Annotated in this window: 18 protein-coding genes; 5 read left to right on the top strand and 13 right to left on the bottom strand. The window is 64.3% G+C overall.

Annotated elements, in window-relative coordinates; translation table 11 throughout:
* Positions 1 to 446: 446 nt before the first annotated feature.
* The 4 genes from BLQ01_RS17570 to BLQ01_RS17555 all read right to left on the bottom strand — a co-directional run bounded on the left by BLQ01_RS17570 (position 447) and on the right by BLQ01_RS17555 (position 6,069).
* Positions 447 to 1,730, bottom strand: a complete 1,284-nt coding sequence (locus BLQ01_RS17570; protein WP_139183513.1) for an FG-GAP repeat domain-containing protein — start codon at positions 1,728 to 1,730, stop codon at positions 447 to 449.
* Between the two features lie 142 nt (positions 1,731 to 1,872).
* Positions 1,873 to 3,726, bottom strand: coding sequence for an FG-GAP-like repeat-containing protein (locus tag BLQ01_RS17565; protein WP_091553187.1), 1,854 nt, complete (start codon positions 3,724 to 3,726; stop codon positions 1,873 to 1,875).
* 15 nt (positions 3,727 to 3,741) lie between these two features.
* Entirely contained in the window at positions 3,742 to 4,890 is a 1,149-nt protein-coding gene (locus tag BLQ01_RS17560) for an FG-GAP repeat domain-containing protein (protein WP_091553184.1), read from the bottom strand.
* A 51-nt stretch (positions 4,891 to 4,941) separates the two neighbouring features.
* On the bottom strand, positions 4,942 to 6,069 hold the full coding sequence (locus BLQ01_RS17555) for an FG-GAP repeat domain-containing protein (RefSeq protein ID WP_091553182.1): 1,128 nt from the start codon (positions 6,067 to 6,069) through the stop codon (positions 4,942 to 4,944).
* A gap of 219 nt (positions 6,070 to 6,288) precedes the next feature.
* Here BLQ01_RS17555 and BLQ01_RS17550 point away from each other — a divergent pair, with 219 nt between their 5' ends.
* The 3 genes from BLQ01_RS17550 to BLQ01_RS17540 all read left to right on the top strand — a co-directional run bounded on the left by BLQ01_RS17550 (position 6,289) and on the right by BLQ01_RS17540 (position 9,069).
* Complete coding sequence (locus BLQ01_RS17550; protein ID WP_026542974.1) at positions 6,289 to 6,897, top strand: TetR/AcrR family transcriptional regulator; 609 nt, start codon at positions 6,289 to 6,291, stop codon at positions 6,895 to 6,897.
* Positions 6,898 to 7,178: 281 nt separating this feature from the next.
* Positions 7,179 to 8,369, top strand: a complete 1,191-nt coding sequence (locus BLQ01_RS17545) for an NAD(P)-dependent malic enzyme (protein WP_026542973.1) — start codon at positions 7,179 to 7,181, stop codon at positions 8,367 to 8,369.
* Positions 8,370 to 8,565: 196 nt separating this feature from the next.
* Positions 8,566 to 9,069, top strand: a complete 504-nt coding sequence (locus tag BLQ01_RS17540) for a DUF456 domain-containing protein (RefSeq protein ID WP_091553180.1) — start codon at positions 8,566 to 8,568, stop codon at positions 9,067 to 9,069.
* Between the two features lie 110 nt (positions 9,070 to 9,179).
* Here BLQ01_RS17540 and BLQ01_RS17535 read toward each other — a convergent pair whose 3' ends face one another.
* Complete coding sequence (locus BLQ01_RS17535) at positions 9,180 to 10,139, bottom strand: polysaccharide deacetylase family protein (RefSeq protein ID WP_091553177.1); 960 nt, start codon at positions 10,137 to 10,139, stop codon at positions 9,180 to 9,182.
* Positions 10,136 to 11,740 carry a purine-cytosine permease family protein gene (locus tag BLQ01_RS17530; protein WP_254779518.1) on the bottom strand — a complete coding sequence of 535 codons (1,605 nt, stop codon included), beginning with the start codon at positions 11,738 to 11,740 and terminating at the stop codon, positions 10,136 to 10,138. The genes BLQ01_RS17535 and BLQ01_RS17530 overlap by 4 nt, the downstream gene beginning before the upstream one ends.
* Positions 11,741 to 11,847: 107 nt before the next feature.
* Between BLQ01_RS17530 and BLQ01_RS17525 the strand changes: the two genes are divergently transcribed.
* A complete protein-coding gene (locus BLQ01_RS17525; protein WP_091553175.1) occupies positions 11,848 to 13,356 on the top strand; it encodes a PucR family transcriptional regulator in 1,509 nt (502 codons plus the stop codon).
* 97 nt (positions 13,357 to 13,453) lie between these two features.
* On the opposite strand, the gene purU is transcribed toward BLQ01_RS17525, so the two are convergent.
* From purU to glyA, 7 genes are read right to left on the bottom strand one after another with little or no spacing between them, the layout of a single operon-like run.
* Positions 13,454 to 14,353, bottom strand: a complete 900-nt coding sequence (purU, locus tag BLQ01_RS17520) for a formyltetrahydrofolate deformylase (RefSeq protein ID WP_091553173.1) — start codon at positions 14,351 to 14,353, stop codon at positions 13,454 to 13,456.
* 2 nt (positions 14,354 to 14,355) lie between these two features.
* A complete protein-coding gene (locus BLQ01_RS17515; protein ID WP_026542968.1) occupies positions 14,356 to 15,747 on the bottom strand; it encodes an L-serine ammonia-lyase in 1,392 nt (463 codons plus the stop codon).
* Positions 15,747 to 16,391: a sarcosine oxidase subunit gamma gene (locus BLQ01_RS17510; RefSeq protein WP_091553171.1), complete on the bottom strand. Its 645-nt coding sequence runs from the start codon at positions 16,389 to 16,391 to the stop codon at positions 15,747 to 15,749. Before BLQ01_RS17510 ends, BLQ01_RS17515 begins: the two co-directional genes overlap by 1 nt.
* Entirely contained in the window at positions 16,384 to 19,329 is a 2,946-nt protein-coding gene (locus BLQ01_RS17505) for a sarcosine oxidase subunit alpha family protein (RefSeq protein ID WP_091553169.1), read from the bottom strand. Before BLQ01_RS17505 ends, BLQ01_RS17510 begins: the two co-directional genes overlap by 8 nt.
* A gap of 2 nt (positions 19,330 to 19,331) precedes the next feature.
* On the bottom strand, positions 19,332 to 19,763 hold the full coding sequence (locus tag BLQ01_RS17500) for a sarcosine oxidase subunit delta (protein ID WP_091553167.1): 432 nt from the start codon (positions 19,761 to 19,763) through the stop codon (positions 19,332 to 19,334).
* 29 nt (positions 19,764 to 19,792) lie between these two features.
* The gene (locus BLQ01_RS17495; protein WP_026542964.1) at positions 19,793 to 21,013 is read right to left on the bottom strand and encodes a sarcosine oxidase subunit beta family protein; all 1,221 of its coding nucleotides are present in this window, start codon (positions 21,011 to 21,013) and stop codon (positions 19,793 to 19,795) included.
* Positions 21,010 to 22,368 carry a serine hydroxymethyltransferase gene (gene glyA / locus BLQ01_RS17490; protein WP_091553164.1) on the bottom strand — a complete coding sequence of 453 codons (1,359 nt, stop codon included), beginning with the start codon at positions 22,366 to 22,368 and terminating at the stop codon, positions 21,010 to 21,012. The genes BLQ01_RS17495 and glyA overlap by 4 nt, the downstream gene beginning before the upstream one ends.
* A gap of 152 nt (positions 22,369 to 22,520) precedes the next feature.
* On the opposite strand from glyA, the gene BLQ01_RS17485 reads away from it, so the two are divergent.
* Positions 22,521 to 23,192 (top strand): GntR family transcriptional regulator, encoded by a 672-nt coding sequence (locus BLQ01_RS17485; protein ID WP_091553163.1) that lies wholly within the window; start codon positions 22,521 to 22,523, stop codon positions 23,190 to 23,192.
* The last annotated feature ends 190 nt before the right edge of the window (positions 23,193 to 23,382 follow it).

Below are 23,382 nucleotides of genomic sequence, written 5' to 3'. Positions count from 1 at the left end.
GCGGTACGTTGTTCCAGTTGCACCAGGGATTGCAGCTCCGTCACGCGTCCAGGCGAATGAAACGGCCGGACTCCCTCCCTCGGGTGACACATGGGCGAATGTGTTTGAGATGTCCATCACCAGTAAGCCCCCGACGGTTGCGTCGCCGCGCAGTTGGGGTGGGGTACTGACGTAAACCAAGCGCGCAGGCACTCCAATCGCGGGCACAGCCGCTTCTGCAGGCAGCGCCGGGGCGACGAGCAAACCAGCCACCAAGGACGCGGCAAGGACTGAAAACAAACGCCGTGGCTTGCGCGCAACCGCGGGCGTAGGAGTAGTGGTCTCCAAGGGGTTCCTCCAGGAAAGAGGCTGCCTGGTTCCGGCAGCGGTAGATGCATTGAAAAATACTCGGAGGAACCCCGCCCGGGTGTCGGCGGGGCAACTCGTTGGTGAAATATCGAAAGCTGCTAGAAGACGGCGTTGAAGCCGCCCCAGCCCCATCCGACAACAGCTGAAGTCTTCCAACCACCCGAGCCGTTGCCGTAGTACATGCGCATCTGGCCGGAGGTGTCGATACCCCAGACATCGTTGGCGCCGTCTCCGTCGAAGTCTCCTGCGCCTCCCAGCTTGGTGATGGCGTTCCATCCTTGGCCGATCACGCCGCTGGTGGTCCATCCTCCATAGCCGTTACCGCCATAAAAGCGCAGGTTTCCGGCCGCGTCGCGGGCCAGGACGTCGGGCTTGTGGTCACCGTTGAAGTCACCTGGTGAGAAGACGGACGTCATGCCGTTCCAACCCCAGCCAACTGTTGAAGCACCGAGGAATCCCCCGTATCCGTTGCCCGGGTACAAGACGAGTTCGCCTGAGGACTTACGGGCCAAAAGATCGTTGTTGCCGTCTCCGCTGAAGTCTCCGGCGGCGAAGACGGAGCTGAAGATGCCCCAGCCCCACCCGATTTGCTGTCGGGGATACCAGCCGCCCTGGCCATCCGCGGGGTAGAGAAAGAGAGAACCTGCATTGTCGCGGGCAATGACGTCGTTCTCGCCGTCGTTGTTGAAGTCGCCGGCGGAGAACATCATGTTGAAGATGTTCCATCCGGAGCCAACTTCATAGGCCTGCTTCCACGTACCGTTGCCCCCGGTGGGAAACAAGCCCAAGCGGCCGGAGGAGTCACGGATAAAGAGGCTCATGTTGTAGGGGTCCCAGTACTCGGCCCGGTAGAAGCCGGAAGTATGGGGCCGGTCAATGTCCACTGGCGTCACGTAGTTGAAGTCCAAGGCATCCAAGGCAACAGCAGCGGTGCCGGACCCCGGAAGGTTGCCCGGGTTGTGGATCAGTGAACCGTCGCGCCAGTAGCCGAGTTCCTGGCCGGCAGCGGTGAGGATCTGCAGATACTGCGCAACATATGTTCCCGGCGGAGTGCCTTGGGCGAAGAACACGTCGAACGAGTAGGTCGAATCGGCAGCACTGTAGGCGCCCTGCGTCATCTCCGTGTGCAGCTTGCCGGTGGCTGTGTTGCGGAAGAGCACGTAGACGTCGTTGATGGGACCTGAAGCTTGGACTGTAATCCTGGATGTTGCTTGTCCGCCTGCAGCGATCGAATCAGGTGTAGTGGAGACCGCCACCGGGACCGGCGCAAACGTGTCGTCGGCCTGCGCTGCAGGGGCCAGGCCCAGCCCGCCAACCAACACGATGCTGCCCGTTATTGCTGCCAGCCAACCGCGCACGCGGCACCAAGGAGTGGTCCCCATTGTTCCCCCAAATCGTGCCGGTCCCAGATGGCCGGCGGGTGTAAGTGACTTGAGAGTACAACGGCAGAACGACAGTCTGGGAATTTGCTGGCAAAATTTCCGACAAAAGACAAGTCAAACCCCAAACTCAACCAATTTCGGCTTAGAACACCGCAGTGAACCCGCCCCAGCCCCAACCCACAACGCCGGCACCTTTCCAGCTGCCGCTGCCGTTGCCGTAGTACATGTTCAGTTGGCCGGCGGAGTCGATGGCCCAGACGTCGTTGACGCCGTCGCCATTGAAGTCGCCCGCACCGCCGATGCGCGGGATGACGTTCCAGCCGGTGCCGATGGCCCGCGCGGTGGTCCAGCCGCCGCTGCCGTTCCCGCCGTAGAGCCTAAGGTTGCCGGCACTGTCGCGGCCCATGACGTCGGGGTTGCCGTCGCCGTCGAAGTCGCCGGGGGAGAAGACCTGGCTGAGGGCATCCCAGCCTTGGCCCACTGCGCCCGGGGAGCGGAAGCCGCCGGATCCGTTGCCGGGGTAGAGGACCAAAGCTCCTGCCGGTGTGCGTGCCAGGAGGTCGTTGGCTCCGTCTCCTGAGAAGTCACCGGCAGCGATGACGGAGTCGAAGACGTCCCAACCCCACCCGACTGCCTTGCGGGGAAGCCATCCGCCGGTACCGTTGCCCGGATAGAGGAAGAGTGTGCCTGAATCGTCGCGTGCCAGGACGTCGTTGAACCCGTCCCCGTTGAAGTCGCCGGCGTTGAGCACAAGATCGAAGACGTCCCAGCCGTATCCGATGGTTTTCGCCGTTTGCCAGCGTCCGGCGCCGTCCGTCGGGTACAGCAGAAGGTTCGCCGCGGCGTTCCGGGCGAACAGGTCAAAGGAGGTACCGGCGTCGAAACCTGCCGTGTGGGCCTTGTTCCGCACCACGGTCCGGCTGTACACGGTGAAGGGCCTCGTGGCAGTGGCCGGATTCCCAGCCTGGACCAGCGCACGGAAGCCGACGACGGCGCCACGGTCGGCCGCGGTCAACGTGTAGGTTTTGGCGGTGGCCCCGTTAATGGGGGTACCGTTCCGCACCCATTCGTACTTGACGCTGGCCGTGCCGCCGGCTGTTCCGGTGGAGACGCTGGCCTCGTTGAAGATACCCGTGAGTTTTTCGCCGACGGTCAGCTTGCCCTGGAGCGTGGGGGCAGTGGCGGTGATGGGGGAGGTGGGTGTGAGCGGCAGGGAGGATGCCGATACAGCCCGGTAGCCTGCCCGGGTGGCTGTGACCCGCACGGACAGTGTCTGGTCCAGGTCGGCTTCGGCTACCCGGTGGCTGTTGGCGGTGGCACCGGAGATGGGTTGGCCGTTCCGCAGCCACTGGTAGGCGAATCCTGTGGGAGGGTAGGTCCACGCGCCGTTGTCCGTGGTGAGAACCTGGTCGTAGCGGGCCACCCCGGATACCACTGGCGGCTTGGTGTTGGGGTTGTCCACGAGCGGGAATCCGGGGTTGTTGACGGCGAAGTCAACGCCGTCCAGGGCCCCCGGCCGCTGCGTCGGCGCTTCGAGGCCTTGGCTGATGGAGAGGATGTTGCCATCGCGGCCATAGCGCACGGAGCCCTGCCCGGCGGGAAGCACAATATTGACGCTGAGGAGCTTGTACCGGCCGGTTCGTTTAAAGGCACTTCCGTTGACCGGAACTTTGGCCTGTGCGCTGAAGGGTCCTGGCGCCTGGCTGGTGGGGCCGTACAGGATGGCCTGCTCCAACGTGTCCTCGTTGACGTAGGCGAATCCGACTTCCTGGGCCGGACCGCTGAGGGTGAAGGACAGGGAGATGGTATTGCCGGGAACCACGGTGGCCGGTGATGTCCGCGTTACGACGGTGGGGAGGGGTGCCGGACCTGCTGCGCGGGCACCCGGCGGCGGAACCGCGATGGCAAGGGCGGCGCACAGGAGTACTGCCAGCAGGAGATGGAAACCACGCCGCATGGGGTGCTGTGAAGAAAGAACGGCAGAACGAAGTGTCATGGAATCCCCCAATCCTTAGAAGACTGCGTTGAACCCGCCCCAGCCCCAGCCGATGGCAGCGGCACCGTTCCAGCCGCCGTCGCCGTCGCCGTAGTAGGCGAGCAGTTGACCCGAGCCGTCCACGGCGTAGACGTCTACGTTGCCGTTGCCGTCAATGTCGCCGGCCGCGCCGATGGTGGACATGGCGCCCCAGCCCTGGCCAACCACGGTCATGCCGGCCCAGCCGCCTGCTCCGTTGCCTTTGTAGAGGCGCAAGGCCCCGGCGGCGTCCCGTGCCAGGATGTCGACGTTGTGGTCGCCGTTGAAGTCGCCGGGGGTGATGATGTTGTTGACGGCGTTCCAGCCGCTGCCCACCACGGAACGGCTGAGCCAGCCGCCCTTGCCGTTGCCCGGGTAGAGGTACAGGAGGCCGCTGGAGTCGCGGGCCAGGACGTCGTTGGTGCCGTCACCGTTGAAGTCGCCGGGTGCAACGATCGAGGTGAAGGCGTTCCAGCCGCTGCCTGCCTGGCGGCCGGCGAGGAAACCGCCGTCGCCGTTTCCTGCATAGAGGAAAAGGTTGCCTGCGGAGTCCTTGGCAAGAATGTCGTTGGCCCCGTCACCGGTGAAGTCACCAGGGGAGACCACGGTTCCGAAGCCGTTCCAGCCCGGCCCAACGGTGCGCGGGGCTTCCCAGGCATTGTTCAGGCGCGGATACATCATCAGGGTGCCGTCGGTGCGGCGGGCGAGCAGTTCGTAGGCGCCCCGCCCCGTGAAGCCGTTCGCCCTGTTGGAAGCGGAGATCGGGGCGGTCTCTTCGCTGGAGACTTCCAGCGGCTCGCACCCGTTCTGGCTGGCCACCACGTGGGCGGCGATGGTCTTGCCGCGATCGGATTCATCGAGCGCGTAAGTCCACCATGTCGAGTGGTCCTGGGCCCGAACGCCGTCGCGGGTCCAGTAAATGCCGTAGTCCGGCCCTGCGGCGGCGCCGCAACCACGGTAGGAGGCGGGGTCGATCTCAAGCGTGAGCGTTGAGCCGACAAACGGCGCTCCATGAATTACGGGATCCGAAGGGTCCATGGTTGCCATGGCTGGTGCCGGCGCGAAGGCGATTGCGGCGACGACCGCCGCTGCTATGCCAGCCACAACCCGGCGCACACCTGACGTAGGGCGCGTTGGTGCGTTCATGATGTCCTCCCCAGACTTTATGCGGCCAATTCTACCGCGGCTGGGATTTCTCTAGAAGATGGCTGTGAAAGCACCCCAACCATTACCGACCACCTCGGAGGTCCGCCATCCTGTCCGCCCGTTGCCGTAGTAGATCATCAAACGGCCTTGCTGGTCCACGCCGTAGACATCGTTGAAACCGTCGTTGTCGAAGTCGCCGGCGGCACCCGCTGCTTTCAGCGCGTTCCATCCAACCCCAATAAGCCATGACCTGGTCCAGCCGCCGGCGCCGTTGCCCCCATAGAAGTAGAGGTAACCGCTGCGGTCACGTGCCAGCACGTCCACGTTGCCATCGCCGTTGAAGTCTCCGGGAGTCAGCAGCGCGTCCATCATTTGCCAGCCCTGCCCGACGGCGGTCCTCGCCAACCAGCCTCCAGCACCATTTCCCGGGTAGAGGTACAGGGCGCCGCCCGGTTCGCGGGCCAGGACGTCATTGTTGCCATCGCCGTTGAAGTCGCCGGGGCTGACGATGGTGTCGAAGACGTTCCATCCCTTGCCGATGGTTTGGGCCGGTTTCCAGCCGCCGGTTCCATCCCCGGCGTACAGATACAGGGTTCCCGCAGCGTCCCGTGCGATCACATCGCCCTTGCCGTCGCCGTCGAAGTCGCCCGGGGAGAACGTCAGGTTGAAGATGTTCCATCCCCAGCCAACCGTCCGCGCCGCCTCCCAAGCGGTGCCCTTGCGGCCGTAAAGCTGCAACGCGCCGTCGGTGCCGCGGGCCAGCAGCTCATAGCTCCTGCCCGTGAACCCGGCTGCCCGGTTGGCCGCGCCAACGGGTTTGGTTTCGTCGCTGTGCAACGATTCGCCGCCGCAGGCCGTCTTGCTGGCGGTCACGTGGGCAGCCATCCGGGCGCCGGTGTCGTCGGGCTGGAGGGCATAGGTCCGTGCCGTCTCGCCGGCCACCAGGAATCCGTCCCGGGTCCAGTAGATGGTGAAGTCAGGGCCTTTCCCGCCCCCGCATCCGTAGAACGTGTACGGGCCGATGTCGGCGGTCAGCTTCTCGCCGACGAACGCTTTTCCGCTGAGGACGGGATCGGGTCCGCTGTTTTGGGCGGCCGACGCCGGCAGGGGACCAAGTGCCATGGCCGCCACAGCGGCGGTCAGCAGCGCCGCTGCCATCCGGCGTCGAAATGTCCCCATATGTGCGTTCCTCCCGTGTGTGCCCGGTTGGGCTCCAGACCTGCATGCAGTGTATGTGCGTGGAGTGCCAATGGGTGGGAGCGGCGTGGGTGCTTTCGTGGGTGCCGGGCTCTCAGGAAACGATCATTTAGCTCCCGTATCATTGATGCGATCGGCCAGCCGCGGGTCCTTGACCCCAGCCGGCCGTTTCCTTGTCAGCCTGCCAGGAGATCGCCGGAAATGCCCGCCTCAAACTCACTGGAACCGTATTCCCTTGACCTGACCTCGGGGTTGCCCCGTATGGCTGCCGCGCCTACCACCCCGCGGCAGCAGCTGCGCTATGCCCGCATCCTGAAAACGGCGGAAGGGTTTGCCCAGCGGCAGTTTGATACCTTGAGCCTCTCCGACGTCGCGGCCCGGGCTGACATACCCCTTGGCACGCTCTACCGCTACTTTCCCTCAACAGCCCATTTGATGCTGGCCGTGTACAGGCAGCAGTTGAGGGAGCTCCGGGATGGCGTCCGTCGCCGCGAAGGCAAAGGGCATGCGCTGGCCGGTTTGATGATGGAGATCTTCCACCTGAGGGTCATGCAGCCCGGTGTGGAGCACTGCCTCATCCGTCCTGCCGGCAAGGACGATGACACGGCGCAGCTTTTGCGGGAGATTGATGCGCTGTCCGAGGAAGTAGTGGGCTCGCTCAGCAAGGACCCCGGCAAGGACTCCGTGCGTGCCCGTATCCTGCTGCACCTGGTCAGTGGGTTGGTCCAAGCGGTGCGGTGCCGTCGCCTCTCCCTTTTTGAGGCTGAGAAGGATCTGAAGAAAGCCTGTTCCCTGCTGACCGGCGAATGAGGTCCGGCGGCTGCTGGTCTAGACCGGCAGCCGCCAAGAACACGCTTTTTTGCATGACGTAGATCACATTTGGTGCTGGTTGAACGTTTTACTCTCGAATCGTCTCTCTTGGTATTGAATCTTGTACCCCTTCACGCTCCTTAGGCTGGAAACACCGAAGCGGCTAGCAGCCCCCTATCTGCAGAAGCAACGCCGGACCAGCCATCCTTGGTCCGCAACAGCAGTTCTGTTCCTGCCCGAACCATGCCGTGGGTCCACGGCTAGCCTGAGGAGACAAAGACGTGTCCATCGAGACAATTGCTACAGACAACGACGCCCTGGTACTGACCGAAGAAGAGATCTTCGCAGCCCACGAAGGCGGCAAGCTGACCATCTCCAGCACCGTACCGCTGAACAACAAGCGCGATCTTTCCATCGCCTACACCCCCGGAGTTGCCCAGGTCAGCCGGGCGATCCACGCAAATCCCGAGCTTGCCCGCACCCACACCTGGGCCGAGCGCCTGGTTGTTGTGGTCAGCGATGGCACCGCCGTTCTTGGCCTCGGCAACATTGGCCCGAGCGCCTCCCTCCCGGTCATGGAAGGCAAGTCCGCCCTGTTCAAGTCCTTCGGGGACCTCGACTCCATTCCGCTGGTGCTCAACACCACCAACGTGGACGAAATCATCGAAACCCTCGTCCGCCTTCGCCCCAGCTTCGGCGCCGTGAACCTCGAGGACATTTCGGCTCCGCGCTGCTTCGAACTCGAAGAGCGGCTCATCGAAGCCCTCGACTGCCCGGTCATGCACGATGACCAGCACGGCACCGCCGTCGTTGTTCTCGCAGCCCTGACCAACGCCGCCAAGGTGACGCAGCGCGAACTCGCCGGGCTCAAGGTTGTGGTGTCCGGCGCAGGTGCCGCGGGCATCGCCATTGCCGAGATTCTTCTTGCTGTTGGCGTCAAGGACGTCATCCTGCTCGACTCCAAGGGCGTGGTCAATGCCGACCGTGCCGACCTCGTGGCCGATCCCGGCAGCGTCAAGGCCCGCATGGCACAGCGCACCAACCCCCGCGGCGTCACCGGTGGCCCGGGTGAGGGATTGACGGGCGCGGATGTGTTTGTTGGTGTTTCCTCCTCCAAGCTGGACGAAGAACACTTGAAGCTCATGAACGATCAGTCGATCGTGTTCGCCCTGTCCAACCCGGATCCGGAAGTGCTTCCCGAGGTCGCCCGGAAGTACGCAGCCGTTGTTGCCACCGGCCGCAGCGACTTCCCAAACCAGATCAACAACGTGCTGGCCTTCCCCGGCATTTTCCGGGGCGCACTCGATGCCCGGGCCCGCCGCATCACGCCCGCCATGAAGATCGCCGCTGCCAACGCCATCGCTGAGCTGGCCGCGGAAGACCTCTCCGCCGATTACATCGTGCCGAGCCCGCTGGATGCCCGCGTGGCACCGGCTGTCACCGCGGCGGTTGCGGCCGCCGTCGCAGAATAGCGTTACTGGGTAGCGGCTACTACTGCTGGACCGACGACGGCGACGCCTCCCGTGCTGGGGAGCGTCGCCGTCGTTTGTGGTTAAGCGGTGCGGAAGCAACCCGGGGTCACTACTGCACCCCTGGGCGTTACTGCACCCCTGGGCGCGTCAAGGGGGCCACAAGTGACCCCGCGTTGCTGCTCATAGACTGGTGGACATGAACGCCGAACTTATCGTGACCATCCTGTGCGGCCTGGCCATTGCGGTAGGCGTTGCCGGGACCATCATTCCTGTACTCCCGGGCAGTATCCTCATCGGCGCGAGCCTGCTGGCCTGGGCCATTTGGGGTGGTGCAGGTCCGGTTGGCTGGGTGATCTTTGCCATCGGAATGTTGTTCGTGGTGGCGGGCATGGCAGCAAGTGCCGTACTTACGGGGCGGAAGCTGAAGCAGCATGGCATCCCCAACCGGTCAGTGCTGATCGGCGTGGTGTTGGGCGTGGTGGGCATGTTCGTGATTCCCGTGGTGGGGCTCTTTGTGGGCTTCGCCGTCGGCCTCCTCCTCAGCGAGGTCCAGCGGACCCGCGACTTCCGCACTGCCGTCCGCTCAAGCGGCGCAGCGCTCAAAGCCACTGGTATTGGCATCCTGGTGGAGTTCGGACTCGCCTGTGCTGCGGCGAGTACCTGGATCATCGGTGTGTGGATCAACGCCGTGAACGGCTAAGCCCGGTTGGCCCCTCCAGCCCTCTAAAACGCGTCCCGGGATGGCAAAAGATGACAATTCCGGGCTCTGGGATTGTCATCTTTTGCCATCTGGGCGTGAAGCAGGGGGACCTAGTGGCGCGCCGGAGCTCCAAGCGGGACCTGGACCCGTGCGGGGCGGAAGTTTGCGCCGGCGCCGGGGAACAGCGGGATGTCGATCCGTGCGTGGGTGTGGATTTCCTGCACGGTGTCCTTGGTGTGTTGGGCAATGGAAGCCAGCGTGGTGACCCACATGCCGTCGAGGTCCTTGACCCGCTCCATCAAATGTTCCAAGGCAACGGCACGGGATGGCCGGCCTGAGATGAACGGGTGGTTGGTCAGGACGAAGCAGCTTCCCTGCGAATGGTGGGCCTGTGCCTCCAGGGTCCACATTTCCAAGGCCTTGGCCGGGCTCTCGATGACCCCGCTGCCGGTGACTCCGGGGTAGAACCCGTACTGCTCCCAGTCATCGAGCGCCCAGTCCACGGGAATCTCCACGATGTCCCGGGAGTCATCCTCGGCCACCGACATGCGGTAGGGGGCGTCGCCGTCGAGCAGGCTTGAGTCGTAGAGGAAGCCGCGGTCCGCCAGTAGCGCCGGGGACTGCCAGTTCAGCTCCCACCAGGGTGCCCGGTAACCAACGGGCCGGACGCCCGCAACCTTCGCCAGGGCCTCAAGGCCCCGGTCAAGGTAGCTGGCTTCGGTGGCGGCGTCGATGCCCTGCATGGGCTCGTGAAGGTAGCCGTGGTGCGCGATCTCATGCCCGCCATCGGCGATCCTGCGGACGACGTCCGGGTAGCTTTCCGCCGTGAAGCCGGGAATGAAGAACGTTGCCTTGATGTCCTGGCGGTCCAGGAGCTGGAGCAGCCGCGGTACCGCGATCTTGGGGCCGTACGACTGGTGGCTCATGAGGGACATGCGCCTGGTGCTGGCAGGGTCATGGGCGATGGTGCAGGACTCGGCATCAACGTCGAAGGTGAAGGACGCTGCTGCCCGGTAGCCCTCGGGCCAGGTGATCGGGTGGAGCGAATCAGCGAAAGCGGGCTGGTTCATGCTGTGGTCCTTTCGGGAACTGCGGGTGCGGGTGCCGCCGGATCGGTGGCGACGGGCACCGTGGCGGGGTCTGTGGCGGCGGGCACCGTGGCGGGCGCTGTGGCGGCGGGCGCCGTGGCGGAGACGTGGTTGGACTCGGCCAGGAGGTATTTCTTGTGGGCCCGTGGGCCGAGGATTGCGTAGGCGGCCGCGCTGGTGAGTCCACCGGCCAGCCAGGAGAGGTCCCAGCCGCCCAGGGCCACGGCGATGGGTCCCTGCATGGCGGGAACAAGGCCGTACATGAACAACCAGGTGGAGAAGATGCCTACCAGCAGCGAGACGATTCCGGCCCAGTTGATGACGGGCAAGCGGCGTGTTCCTACTGGATCAAAGAGCCGGTCAACCTTGGCGGGCCAACGCTTTTCCAGCCAGAAGTAGTGGACCAGCATGACCCCGCCCCACGCCGCAACCCAGGCAACCAAACCGATCAGCCAGGCATCGAGTACGGCGGCGAAGTCCTCTTGGAAGATGAAGAACACGACGGCGATGAGCGAGAAGGCGCCCACGAACAGGTTCAGCTTGCGGCGGCTGATCTTGATGTCCAGGGCCTGTGTTGCCACGGAAAAGGTGTAGATGTTCAGGATGTTGGTGGCGATGGGGCCGTGCAGCACCATGAGCAGGACAGGCAGGGCCATGACGCCGAAGTTCTGGACGATCAGTTTTCCGGGGTCGATCTCGCCGCTGTTGGTGGCAAGGCTGGCACCGAGGACGCCGAGCCACACCACCGGGATGAACTGGCCCAGGACCGAGGCAAGGTAGACCTTGCGCTTGGGAACGGAGGTGCTGACGAAGCGGGAGTAGTCGGCGGCGTAGGTGAACCAGGTGATGCCCCAGCCGATGCCGATCGCCGTCATCACAGCGCTCATGGCGGCGATGCGCTCGGAGCCTTCCAGGATGTTGCCGGCCGGTCCTGCGTAGCCCCAGTCGATCTTCATGCCGAACCAGGCCACGCAGGACATGACCGCAAGGATGATGATGGTGGGCGGGACGGTCCATTTTTCAAAGGCCGCTATGGCTTTGTAGCCGAACCAGGCGATGGCAACCTGTGCTGCCATGATGGCCGTGGCCACGCCGATCTTCCAGGCGTAATTCTTGGCGTCGGGATCCACCCAGCCAAGGGTGCCGAAGAGGGCCATGACCAGATCCAGGATGATCCAGGTGTTCACTGCGCACCAGCCGATCACCAGGAGGGCCTGGATGGCGGCCGGCAGGTAGTTGCCGCGGCGGCCAAAGGCGGCGCGGGCCAACACCATTCCGGTGGCGCCGGTCTTTTGGCCAAGGAGGACGAAGCAACCGAACAGCAGCATGCCGATCAGGTTTCCCAGGACCAGCACAATCACTGTGTCAGCGAAGCCGAGGCCCAGATGGATGCCAAGGGCGCCGAGCACCCAGTTGATGGGGGCAAGGTTGGCGCCCGCCCAGATCCAGAATTGTCCGGATACTTTGCGCGTACGTTCTGCCTCGGGAATTGGTTGAAGCCAGGCTTCGCTGTCATGGGCCGGCTCCGTTGCCGGTTTTGACTGCGCTGGACTGGAAGGCGAAGGGGAGAGGTTGTCTTGCATGGGAGAGCCTCCGTGTATGAAAGGGACTCCTTCAGCGTATGTGCCTCAAATCACAGCGACAAGATACGATGTGTCTAAACAAATCCTCGAACACCGTACGGAGTGTCATGTCAATCCTGCTGGGTGCCGCTTTGGAGTACGAAAGCCTGAAAGCCGCTGCTCCACGGCTGCTCAATCAGGTTCCGGAAGCCATGAACCGCGCGGTCCGCTGGGTCCATTCCAGCGAGGTCCTGGACATCGCCCCGCTCCTCAGCGGCGGTGAGTTGTTGTTGAGCGGTGGGCAGGCGCTCGCAGGCGTAGCCCCCGAGCGGCAGGCAGACTATGTCCGTGAACTGGCGGCCCGGGGGATTGCGGCGCTTGCGTTGGAAACCGGTCCTGCACTTCCGGAAATACCCGTCACCATGCTGGAGATAGCCGAGGCCGCCGGCCTGCCGGTCATCGAGTTGCGTCAGGTTGTCCCTTTTGTGGGGGTGATGCAGGAGATCAACTCGCTCCTGGTCAGTGAATCCGTGGAGCACCTCCAGCGCGGTGACCAAGCCAGCCATGCCATGGCCGCTGAACTTGCCCATGGTGGCGGGCTCGACCAGCTCCTGGCTGTACTGTCCGAAAAGACGGGCGCCGGCGTGCGCCTGGTCTCGCCGTCGGGGCTTACATTGGGCGCTGCCGGCGGCGCGTTTCCGGCCGGCACCTCTCCCCTCGACGGCCGGGGCGCCTCTCCCCTTGACGGCCAGGGTACTGTCGCCACGGTGGACGTGCCGGTCCGCGGCGTCCTGGCGGCGCGTCTGGAACTGCACATATACGACGGCGTTGATGGTGGCCTCGCGCGGGTGGCCGGCGAGCGATCCGTGGACATCCTCGGCTTGGCGTTGTTGCAACGCATGCCGCCGGGGCTGAAGGAGTTGGCGGGCATTGAGCTCATGCGTGCCATTAATTCGGGGAGCCAGCGCTGGCAGCTGCAGCAACTCGGGCCGGCGTCGGGGTTTCCTGCCAACGGCGCAGTGGCCGCAGTGGTGATCCGCTCAACGGGTGCGGGGCATTTGCGCCCGGCAGTGGATGCGCTGCTCCGCACCTGCGTGACGCACAGTGCGAGCTATGCCAACAATGCTGAGCTGATGGCCCTGGCCGCTTTGAGCGATGGAGCATCCACCCGGCGTTTCCTTGTGGACGCATTGCGCGCGCTGGAAGTACCGGCCGGTTCGGTGGTGGCCGTGGGGCCGTTGGGTTCCGGAATCGATGATGCGCCGTGGTCCCTGGCCGAAGCTCGGCGGGCCCTGGACCTGCACCCCATAGCGGGGGAGGTGGTGGATGCTGAGACGTTGGCTGTTGAGCTCCTTGCGGAGGAATCGCTGGACCCGGCCACGCGGGAAGGGTTCGTGCAGCGGCAGCTGGGTGCCGTCGTCGAGCATGACCGCCTGAAGAAGTCCGAACTCATGAGGACGTTGGCGGTCTGGTTGGATACCGGCTGCAACACTGCCCAGGCCGCACGTGAGCTGCACTTGGAGCGGCAGTCCTTGCATCACCGGCTTCAACGGATTTTTGAGTTGTGTGGCGGTGATCCACGGGGAACGGGACGGTTGGCTGCACTGCACCTGGCAACCCGGCTGGCTCGTTTGTAGGCCCCCGTTAAACGCCAATTCGATGGTTCCCTGCACACGGTGCCGTTCGCAACAGCGTATACGCAGGGAACCATCGAAATGGTTGCTTTGCAGAGCCCTACTTCAGCACGATCGTCCTGTTCCCATTCAGGATGATCCGCCCCTCGCAGTGCCAGCGAACGGCGTTGCTGAGGGCCTTGCATTCGGTGTCCCGGCCGGCGGCTACGAGATCGTCCGGCCCGAACGTGTGGTCCACTTCCACTACCTGCTGGGCGATGATGGGACCTTCGTCCAACTCGCCGTTGACGTAGTGGGCCGTGGCGCCCACAGTTTTCACCCCACGCGCGTAGGCCTGGTGGTAGGGCTTGGCGCCCTTGAAACTGGGCAGGAACGAGTGGTGGATGTTGATCGCGCGGCCGTCCAGCTTGCGGGCGAGGTCGTCGCTGAGCACCTGCATGTACCGGGCCAGGACAATGAGTTCCACGTCCAGTTCATCGATGATCTCCAGCAGGCGCCCCTCGGCAGCCGGCTTGGTGGCGGCGGTGACAGGAACGTGGAAGAACGGAATCCCGTGCCATTCCGCCAGACCCTGGTGGTCGGTGTGGTTGGACACCACGCCCACCACGTTGATGGGCAGCTCGCCGATTCTTGCCCGGAACAGGAGGTCGTTCAGGCAGTGCCCGAACTTGGAGACCATGATCAACACGCGTCGCTTGTAGCCTTGGCGCTCCAGCTCCCAGTTCATGCTGTATTTCTTCCCCACCGGGGCGAAAGCTGTCCGCAATGCATCAACTGTCGAGGTGTCGCCGGACGAAGCGAAGTGCACCCGCATGAAGAAGTGGCCTTCGGCGCGGTCGCCGAACTGCTTGTTGTCGATGATGTCGCAGCCGTGTTCCAGCAGGAAGCCGGACACCGCGTGCACGATTCCCGGTCCTTCGGGGCAGTCGAGGGTGAGGACGTGTTCCACTGTGGTCTCAGGTGAGGAGACAGAAGTGGTTTCGGTTTGCATGGCAGTCATGGCTAGCACTCCACTACGTTGACGGCGAGGCCTCCACGGGAGGTCTCCTTGTACTTGGATTTCATGTCTGCGCCGGTCTCGCGCATGGTCTTGATGGCTTTGTCCAGCGATACTTTGTGGCTGCCATCGCCATGCAGGGCAAGGCGCGCGGCGTTGATGGCCTTGACGCTGGCGATTGCGTTGCGTTCGATGCAGGGAATCTGCACCAGCCCGCCCACGGGATCGCACGTGAGGCCGAGGTTGTGTTCGATGCCCACTTCAGCGGCATTCTCCACTTGCTCCGGCGTTCCACCCAGGACTTCGCAGAGCCCGGCGGCGGCCATCGAGCAGGCGGAGCCCACCTCGCCCTGGCAGCCCACTTCGGCGCCGGAGATGGAGGCGTTGATTTTGAACAGGATTCCGACGGCGGCCGCCGCCAGCAGGAAGCGCACGACACCGTCGTCGTTGGCTCCCGGAACAAACTTGGTGTAATAGTGCAGCACGGCGGGCACAATCCCGGCGGCACCATTGGTGGGCGCGGTGACAATCCTGCCGCCCGCGGCGTTTTCCTCGTTCACAGCCAAGGCGAAGAGGTTGACCCATTCCATGGCCAGGAGGGGGTCCGCTGAACTTGCTCCGTTCAGCTCGGCGTCCGTTTCGGAAAGCTTCTTGAACAACGACGGCGCCCGTCGCCTGACCTTCAGGCCTCCCGGGAGGATTCCCTCGGCAGAGCAGCCGTTCTCCACGCATTCCTGCATGACGGCCCAAATGCTGAGCAGCCGTTCGCGGAGCTCGTCCTCGGTGCGCCAGACGAGTTCGTTGGCCAGCATGATGTCCGAGATCGATTTGCCTTCCCGGACGCAGATGGCCAGCAGCTCGTCCGCCGTGGTGAACGGGAAGGGCAGGACGGTGTCGTCGGCTACCACTTTGTCGGCTCCGGAGACGTCCCCGTCCACCACGAAGCCACCCCCGATGGAGTAGTAGCTGCGTTCCCGGAGCACGGTGCCGGTGTGGTCCAGGGCGCGGAAGGTCATGCCGTTGGGGTGGGCCGGCAACGACTTGCGGCGGTGCAGGACCACGTCCTCGTCCCAGTTGAAGTCCACCCGGTGGTTGCCTCCCAGCCGGAGTTCGGCGTCGAGGGCCGCGGCGGCCACCTGGTCATCAGCGGTATGGGTGTTCACGGTTTCGGGTGAGTGGCCTTGCAGCCCCAGAACCACGGCTTTGTCTGAGCCGTGGCCCCGGCCGGTGGCGCCCAGGGAGCCGAAAAGCTCAGCCTGGACGCGCACCGTAGCCGGGAGCTGGCCGGAGGATTCAAGTCCGTCCGTGAACTGTTTTGCCGCGCGCATGGGGCCAACCGTGTGTGAGGACGACGGCCCGATGCCAACAGAAAACAGGTCAAGCACACTCAACGCCATTAGGGGACCTCGGGGGAGGCGTACTCCCGCATGGCGTCAAGGAGCCAGCGTCCCAGGAAGTCGGCAAAGGAGGCCCGGGGAAAGATCCGGTAGGACTCCTCCGAGGTCTTCCAGAGCATCACCGGAATGTGCGCGAGCTCAGTGGAGACAGCGGTACCGGCCCTGAAGACGCGGGGGTGCAGGTCCAAGGCGCAGGTCTTCTCCAGCACTGCCCGGGCGTGGCTGCCGGAGAGCTCGAACGTGGTGCGGTTGGCGGACAGGTCCACCACCTGGCCTGCGTCGTTGCCCAATGCCGAGGTCAAGTCGCTGACCAAGGAACCACCCAGGGAATCGTGTGCTTCCTCCGGAGCTACCACCAGGAACTCGGTGGGGCCAAGCCATAGGGCGTTCACGGAACCGCCCCCCGTCACCTCACCGCAGGTGGCCGGCAAGCCGCCGGTCACGGACGCAACCCGGGTACCGGCGTCGGACGTTGGGTGAACCCTGATACCCACCATGGTTTGGTAGGGAACTTCCGTGAGAGTCACCGTGCCCGGCACGGAGCCGGAGGTGAAAGCGTCAGCGAGGTGTTCGGCCGGGCTGCGGCGGGCGCCCCGGACGCGGTTGACGTGTGCGGTTTCTGCTGGTGTTGCTGTTTCAGCCATCTTTGCGGGTCCCTTCAGCATCGAAAAGTACGGTTTCGCCAACAACCACGTCCACCAATTGGTCTCCCAGCGAGGCCACCAGGGTCTCGCCGACGCGGTTGCGGCCGTTTTGAATGAGGGCCAGGGCGAAGGAACGGCCCAGTGCGGCGCTGTGGTAGCTGGAGGTTACAAATCCCTCCATGGGGACGGGTCCGTTGGCCGGGTTGACCGGGATGCCCTTTTCCACCAGTTGGGTGCCTTCCGGCAACCGCAGCGAGTGGTCCACGGGAAGGACGCTCACCAGGTGCTTGCGGTCCTCGCGGCTTGCATCCTGCCGGAGGTAGGAGCGCTTGCCGATGAAGTCCTTGGCCTTGGAGACAATCCAGTCCATGCCGGCGTCCTGCGGGGTGACCGTGCCATCGGTGTCCTGCCCCACGATCGGGTAGCCCTTCTCCGCGCGGAGGACGTGCATGGTTTCGGTGCCGTAAGGGGTGATGTTGAACTCGGCACCCGCAGCGGCAACTGCTTCCCAGGTGTTCAGTCCGTACCAGGACGGGATGTTGATTTCGTAGGCCAGTTCACCGGAGAAGGAGATCCGGCAAACACGTGCCTGCACTCCGGACGCCAGCGTGGTCTCGCGGAACGTCATGAACGGGAAGTTCTCCGCATCCAGGCCACCGTCTTCGGCGAGCTGGGGAGCAACCTTCGCGATCACTGCGCGGGACTTCGGGCCAACTACCGCAATGGTGCTCCACTGTTCCGTGACGGACGTGCAGACCACATCGAGCTCGGGCCACTCCGTCTGGTGCCACTCTTCCAACCAGTCCAGCACCTTGGCTGCGCCGCCGGTAGTGGTGGTCATGAAGTAGCGGTCATCGTCCAAGCGCAGGGTCACGCCGTCGTCGAAGATCATGCCGTCCAAGGTGCACATGACACCGTAGCGGGCGGACCCCGGGGCGAGCTTCTTGAACGCGTTGGTGTAAACCCGGTTCAGGAATTCTCCGGCGTCCTTGCCACGGATCTCGATCTTGCCCAGGGTGGTGGCGTCCATGAAGCCCACGGAGTCGCGGACGGCTGCGCATTCACGCAGGACGGCCGTGTCCATGTCTTCGCTGCCCTGCGGGTAGTACCAGGGGCGCTTCCACTGCCCAACATCTTCGAACAATGCGCCCTGGGCAACGTGCCACGGGTGGATGGAGGTGACGCGGGCGGGATCGAACAGTTCCCCACGCTGGCGGCCGGCCAATGCTGCGAAGGCCACGGGCGTGAACGGTGCACGGTATGCCGTGGTTCCGATCTCACCCACTCCGGGGATGTTCTCTGCTCCGCCGAACTTCAGGGCTGCGGCGATCACACCGATTGCGTTGACGCCGGAGGTCTTGCCCTGATCATTGGCCGTGCTGATGGAGGTGTACCGCTTGACGTGCTCCACGGACCGCATGCCTGCGCCGGTGGAGCGGAGGACGTCGGCTACGGACTGGTCGCGCTGGAAGTCAACGAAGTGGTGGTGCCATTCGCCGGGCTCACCCGTTTGGCCAGGAACCAGCCACAGCTGGCGGCTCGGAGCGCTTGCCTTGGGTGCCTGGAGCTCCAACGGAGTGGTTTCGGACTCAAAGCCGGCGGCGATGGATGCTGCCGCGCCCGCCGAGATGCCCTCTGCCAGGCAGTCCTGGAGTTCAAAGCTGCCACGGCCTGCGCCCACAACCTGTTGGTCACGAACGGGAGCGGCGGGGATGAACGCTGCGAGCTCGTCATCCCAACGCAGCTTGCCCTGGCGCTGGCTGTGGAGGTGGACCACGGGGCTCCAACCACCGGAAACTGCAAGTAGATCGGCAGCCAGCTGTTCGACGCCCGAGGTGAGTTCGCCGTCGTCGTTGATACTGCGGACGGTCACCCCATTCAGGCGGCCGTTTTCATCCGCGGACGTGTCAGCCACGGCGCTGCCGATCAGGACCCGGATACCGGACTCGACGGCGGCGGCGGCCTTCGCGCTGATCTGCGGACGGGCATCGACGACGGCGGCAACCGCCACGCCTGCTGCCTGCAGGTCCGCAGCCAGGGCGTAAGCGGAATCATTCGTGGTGCTGATGACCACGCGCGAACCGGCTGCCACGGCGTAACGGTTGAGGTAAGTGCGGGCCGCTGAGGCGAGCATGATGCCGGGGCGGTCGTTGTTCTCGAACACCAGCGGACGCTCGTGCGCGCCGGGGGCCAGGACAACCTGCTTGGCACGGATGTGCCAAATACGCTGGCGGGAGACGCCCGAAGCTGCCGGAACACTCAAGTGGTCCGTGCGGTTCTGGGCGGCGATGAAGTAGTTGGAATCGTAGGAACCGAACGCAGTGGTGCGGTTCAGCACCGTGCATTCACCGGCCGACACCAGCTCGGCCTCAACGTCGGCAACCCATTCCAGGGCCGGCTTGCCTTCGATCTGCTCGGCGAGTTCCGGGGCCGTGGAACCGGACAGCAGGGAGCCGCCGAGTTCAGGCTGGTCGTCGATGAGGATGACGCGGGCACCGGTGCGGACAGCTTCGCGGGCTGCGGCCAAGCCGGCAATGCCTCCACCAACCACCAGGACGTCGGTGTGGACGTACTTCTTGTCGTACTCGGCTTTGTCCTCGTTGGGATCGAGCTTGCCCAGTCCGGAGAGGAGCTCAATGTTCATGCCATCCACCAAGGAAACTGCGGTGGCGGGAAGCATGGACTCGGCAACGTGACCGCGGAAGCGGGGAGCGATCTTGACCAGGGCGTTGGACTCTTCCACGCCGGCGGCCATGATGCCGCGGGGGCGGTCCTCGTACAGGGAGTTGCCGGCGTTGATGTGGCCGTTGGCCAGAAGCGCCGAAGCGATGGTGTCGCCCGGGTGGCCGGTGAATTCCCGGCCGTCCACCGTGAAGCGCCAGGAGATGCTGCGATCGATGCGTCCGCCGGTGGCGAGGCGTGCGTTCTTGCTGCTCACTTCTAGACTCCTTCCGAGGAGGTGGGTGCTGTGGAGCCGGAGATGGGGACGCCGGTGGTTGGGGCTCCGGGGGCGAGGCCGGGTTCGGTTTGGCCGAATTCCCCTGTCTGGGTGAACTCGCCCGGCTGGGTGGTTTCACTCTTGCTGGTGCCGGCGCCTGGGATGTCCGGGCGGGCCTGGCCCATCCCGTAAATGGAGTGGATCTCGTAGCTCACGGTGTCGCGGAGCATGTTGAACCACTGACGGCAGCCGGTGCTGTGGACCCAGCGCTCGGCGAAGGTTCCCTTGGTGTTCTCACGGTAGAACAGGTATTCAGCCCATTCGCGGTCCGTGAGGTCGTTGGGGCTTTCGGGGTAGGCAACGTGTGCTTGGCCGCCGTAGTGGAATTCGGTTTCGTCGCGTGGCCCGCAGTTGGGGCATGAAATGAGGAGCATGTCTTGTCCTGTCCTGTCCTGGGTGGGCGCTAGTGGGCCACGGCTGCGGCGCCGTGTTCGTCGATCAAGGCGCCGGTCTCGAAGCGTTCCAGAGCAAAGGGCTTGTTCAGCTTGTGGGGTGCGCCGGTTGCAATGGTGTGCGCGAAGGTCAGGCCCGCGGCCGGGGTGCCCTTGAATCCGCCCGTTCCCCAACCACAGTTGACGAACATGTTCTCCACCGGGGACAGGCCAACGATCGGCGAGGCATCCAAGGTGGTGTCCACAATGCCGCCCCAGGTCCGGAGCACGTGGGCCCGGGCGAAGATCGGGAAGAGCTCTACGGCTGCTGCCATCTGCTCCTCAATGACGTGGAACGAGCCGCGCTGGCCGTAGCCGTTATAGGAGTCGACGCCGGCGCCCATCACCAGTTCGCCCTTGTGGGCCTGGGAGACGTACACGTGGACGTGGTTGGACATGACCACCGTGGGGTGGACAGGTTCGTGGAGCTCGGACACCAAAGCCTGGAGCGGGTGGCTCTGGATCGGCAGGCGGAAGCCGGCCATTTCTGCCAGGACCGAGCTGTGGCCGGCGGCGCAGAGGCCCACTTTTTCGGTGTTGATGGTGCCGCGGGTGGTCTTGACGCCGGTGACCCGGTTGCCGTCCTTGATGAAGCCGGTGACTTCGCAGTTCTGGATGATGTCCACACCGAGTTCGTCGCACTTGCGGGCGAAGGCCCAGGCCACGTGGTCGTGCTTGGCGATGCCTGCACGCGGCTGGTAAGTGGCGCCCATGACGGGGTAGCGGATGTTGTCGCTGATGTTCAGGATGGGGCAGAGTTCCTTGACCTGCTGCGGGTCCAGCCATTCTGCGTCCACGCCGTTGAGGCGGTTGGCTCCTACGCGGCGAACGCTTTCGCGGACGTCACCCAGGGTGTGTGCCAGGTTCATCACGCCGCGCTGGCTGAACAGGAAGTCGTACTCCAGCTCTTCCGGGAGGATCTCCCAGAGCTTGAGGGCGTGCTCGTAAATGGCAGCGCTCTCGTCCCAGAGGTAGTTGGAACGGATGATGGTGGTGTTGCGGGCCATGTTTCCACCGGCCAGCCAACCCTTTTCCAGGATGGCGATGTTGGTCATGCCGTGGTTTTTCGCCAGGAAGTACGCAGTGGCCAGGCCATGCCCGCCACCACCCACAATCACGGCGTCATAGCTTTTCTTCGGGTCCGGGTTACGCCAGAGGAAGTCCGGGTGTTCGGGGAGGTGGTCGGCACTCACTGGGCTGCTCCAATCAGTTCTGTTTCGTTTACGGCGCCATTGCCGTTGTTGTTCAGGTGGGGGTAAAGCGGGAACTTCTCCGCCAGGGCGGTTACGCGGCGGCGGAGCTCGACGGCGGTGGTTTCGTCCAGGGACACGTCGGCTTCGGTGCCGCTGTTCGCTGCGGCGATCAACGCCGTCGCAATGATGTCCGAGACTTCGGTGAAGTCCTCGGCACCGAAACCGCGGGCGGCGAGGGCGGGAGTGCCGATGCGCAGGCCGGAGGAAACCATGGGCGGGCGGGGGTCGAAGGGGACGGCATTGCGGTTGACCGTGATGCCGATCCGGTGCAGGGTGTCTTCTGCCTGCTGGCCGTTAAGGACGGAGTTGCGGAGGTCGGCCAGCACCAGGTGGACGTCGGTTCCGCCGCTGACAACGGAGATGCCGGCTGCAGCAACGTCGTCCTGGAGGAGGCGCTGGGCCAGGATCTTGGAGCCTTCGAGGACGCGGACCTGGCGTTCCTGGAACTCCGGCTCGGATGCCATCTTGAAAGCCACGGCCTTCGCGGCGATAACGTGCTCCAACGGACCACCCTGCTGGCCGGGGAAGACGGCGGAGTTAACCTTCTTGGCGATGTCGGCGTCGTTGGTCAGGATCACGCCGCCGCGGGGACCGCCGAGGGTCTTGTGGGTGGTGCTGGTGACGATGTGGGCGTGCGGCACCGGGCTCGGGTGGAGCCCTGCAGCGACGAGACCCGCGAAGTGGGCCATGTCCACCATCAGGTAGGCGCCCACCAGGTCCGCGATCCGGCGGAATTCTGCGAAGTCCAACTGGCGGGAGTAGGCCGACCAGCCGGCGACGATCAGTTGGGGCTTGCTCTCAAGTGCCAGGCGTTCAACTTCAGCCATGTCCACGGTGTGGGTGTCCTCGCGGACGCCATAGGGAACAACTTTGTACAACTTGCCGGAGAAGTTGATGCGCATGCCGTGGGTCAGGTGACCGCCGTGGGCGAGGTTCAGGCCCATGATGGTGTCGCCCGGGGTAATCAGTGCGTGCATGGCCGAAGCATTGGCCTGGGCTCCGGAGTGGGGCTGGACGTTGGCGAACTCCGCGCCAAAGAGTGCCTTCAGACGATCAATGGCGAGCTGTTCGATCACATCAACGTGTTCGCAGCCGCCGTAGTAGCGCTTGCCGGGGTAGCCTTCGGCGTACTTGTTGGTCAGCACCGAGCCCTGGGCCTCCATGACGGCCGTGGGAGCGAAGTTCTCAGAGGCGATCATTTCCAGCGTCGACTGCTGGCGGATGAGTTCCTGGGCGATCGCCTGATCAACCTCCGGGTCCGCCTGTGCAAGCGGGCGGATCAGCGGTTCAACCATGGTGTTCTCCTTCAAAAGCTTGGCTAGTGGCCGACTGTTAGGCAACTGATATATTAGAACTATTGCCATAGTATGTTGGAGATCACATAGTCGTCAACAGGTCCGCCGTAACTCATCCATCAGGCTGGGAGTGCGACTACCGGGAGAGAGCAATGAGCGCAGCACTGGAAGCACTGGAATCAGCTCCACAGGGTACGTCCCTCGCGGAGAACGCCTACCTGCTGTTGCGCGACAGGCTCATCATGCTGGACATCAAGCCGGGCGACCCCATCAATGATGGCCAAATAGCCGCTGAGCTAGGCATTGGACGCACCCCTGTGCGCGAGGCCATCAAGCGCCTCGAAAGCGACCACCTCGTGGTGTCTTACCCCCGGCGCGGCACGTTCGCCACCGGCGTGGACATCACCCAGCTCGCCGAAGTCTCCGAAATCCGAGAGCTCCTGGAACCCCTGGCCTCCCGGAAAGCCGCCCGCATGGCCAGCCCTGCCATGCGGTCCGAACTGAGGGCCGTCGCTGCCGCCATTCGTGATCTCGAAGGCCAGGAGAATTCCTCGCAGGAACTCATGCGCTACGACATCCAGGTCCACAGGCTCATCTACAAAGCCTCTGCCAACGCCCACCTCGAAGACGTCCTGATCCGGTACGACAACCTCGCCACCCGAATCTGGTGCCACATGCTCGAGAAGATGCCCTCCGTCTCCGGCCACATCTCCGAGCACGCCGACCTCCTCACGACCATAGCCGACGGCGACGAAGACCGCGCCGCCGACCTCGCCCTGCACCACGTAGTGAGCTTCGAAGAGACCATCCGCAAGGTCCTCTAAGCCCTCCTGCCCCACCCCCTCCCGACGCTCTTTCACATCCCCTTGGCTTGAGCGCGTCGCTCGCTCACTTCCCCCTGGCTTGAGCGCGTCGCTCGCTCACTTCCCCCTGGCCTGAGCGTGATCTTCTCTCGTATCGCCCGGTGGTGGCGTCATCCTCTGCGCGCTCGCTCGTTCCTCGCTTGGACGCGCG

This window comes from Arthrobacter sp. UNCCL28 (assembly GCF_900102805.1).
Taxonomy (GTDB): Bacteria; Actinomycetota; Actinomycetes; order Actinomycetales; family Micrococcaceae; genus Arthrobacter; species Arthrobacter nicotinovorans_A.
This window is presented reverse-complemented; position numbering and strand designations above follow the sequence as displayed.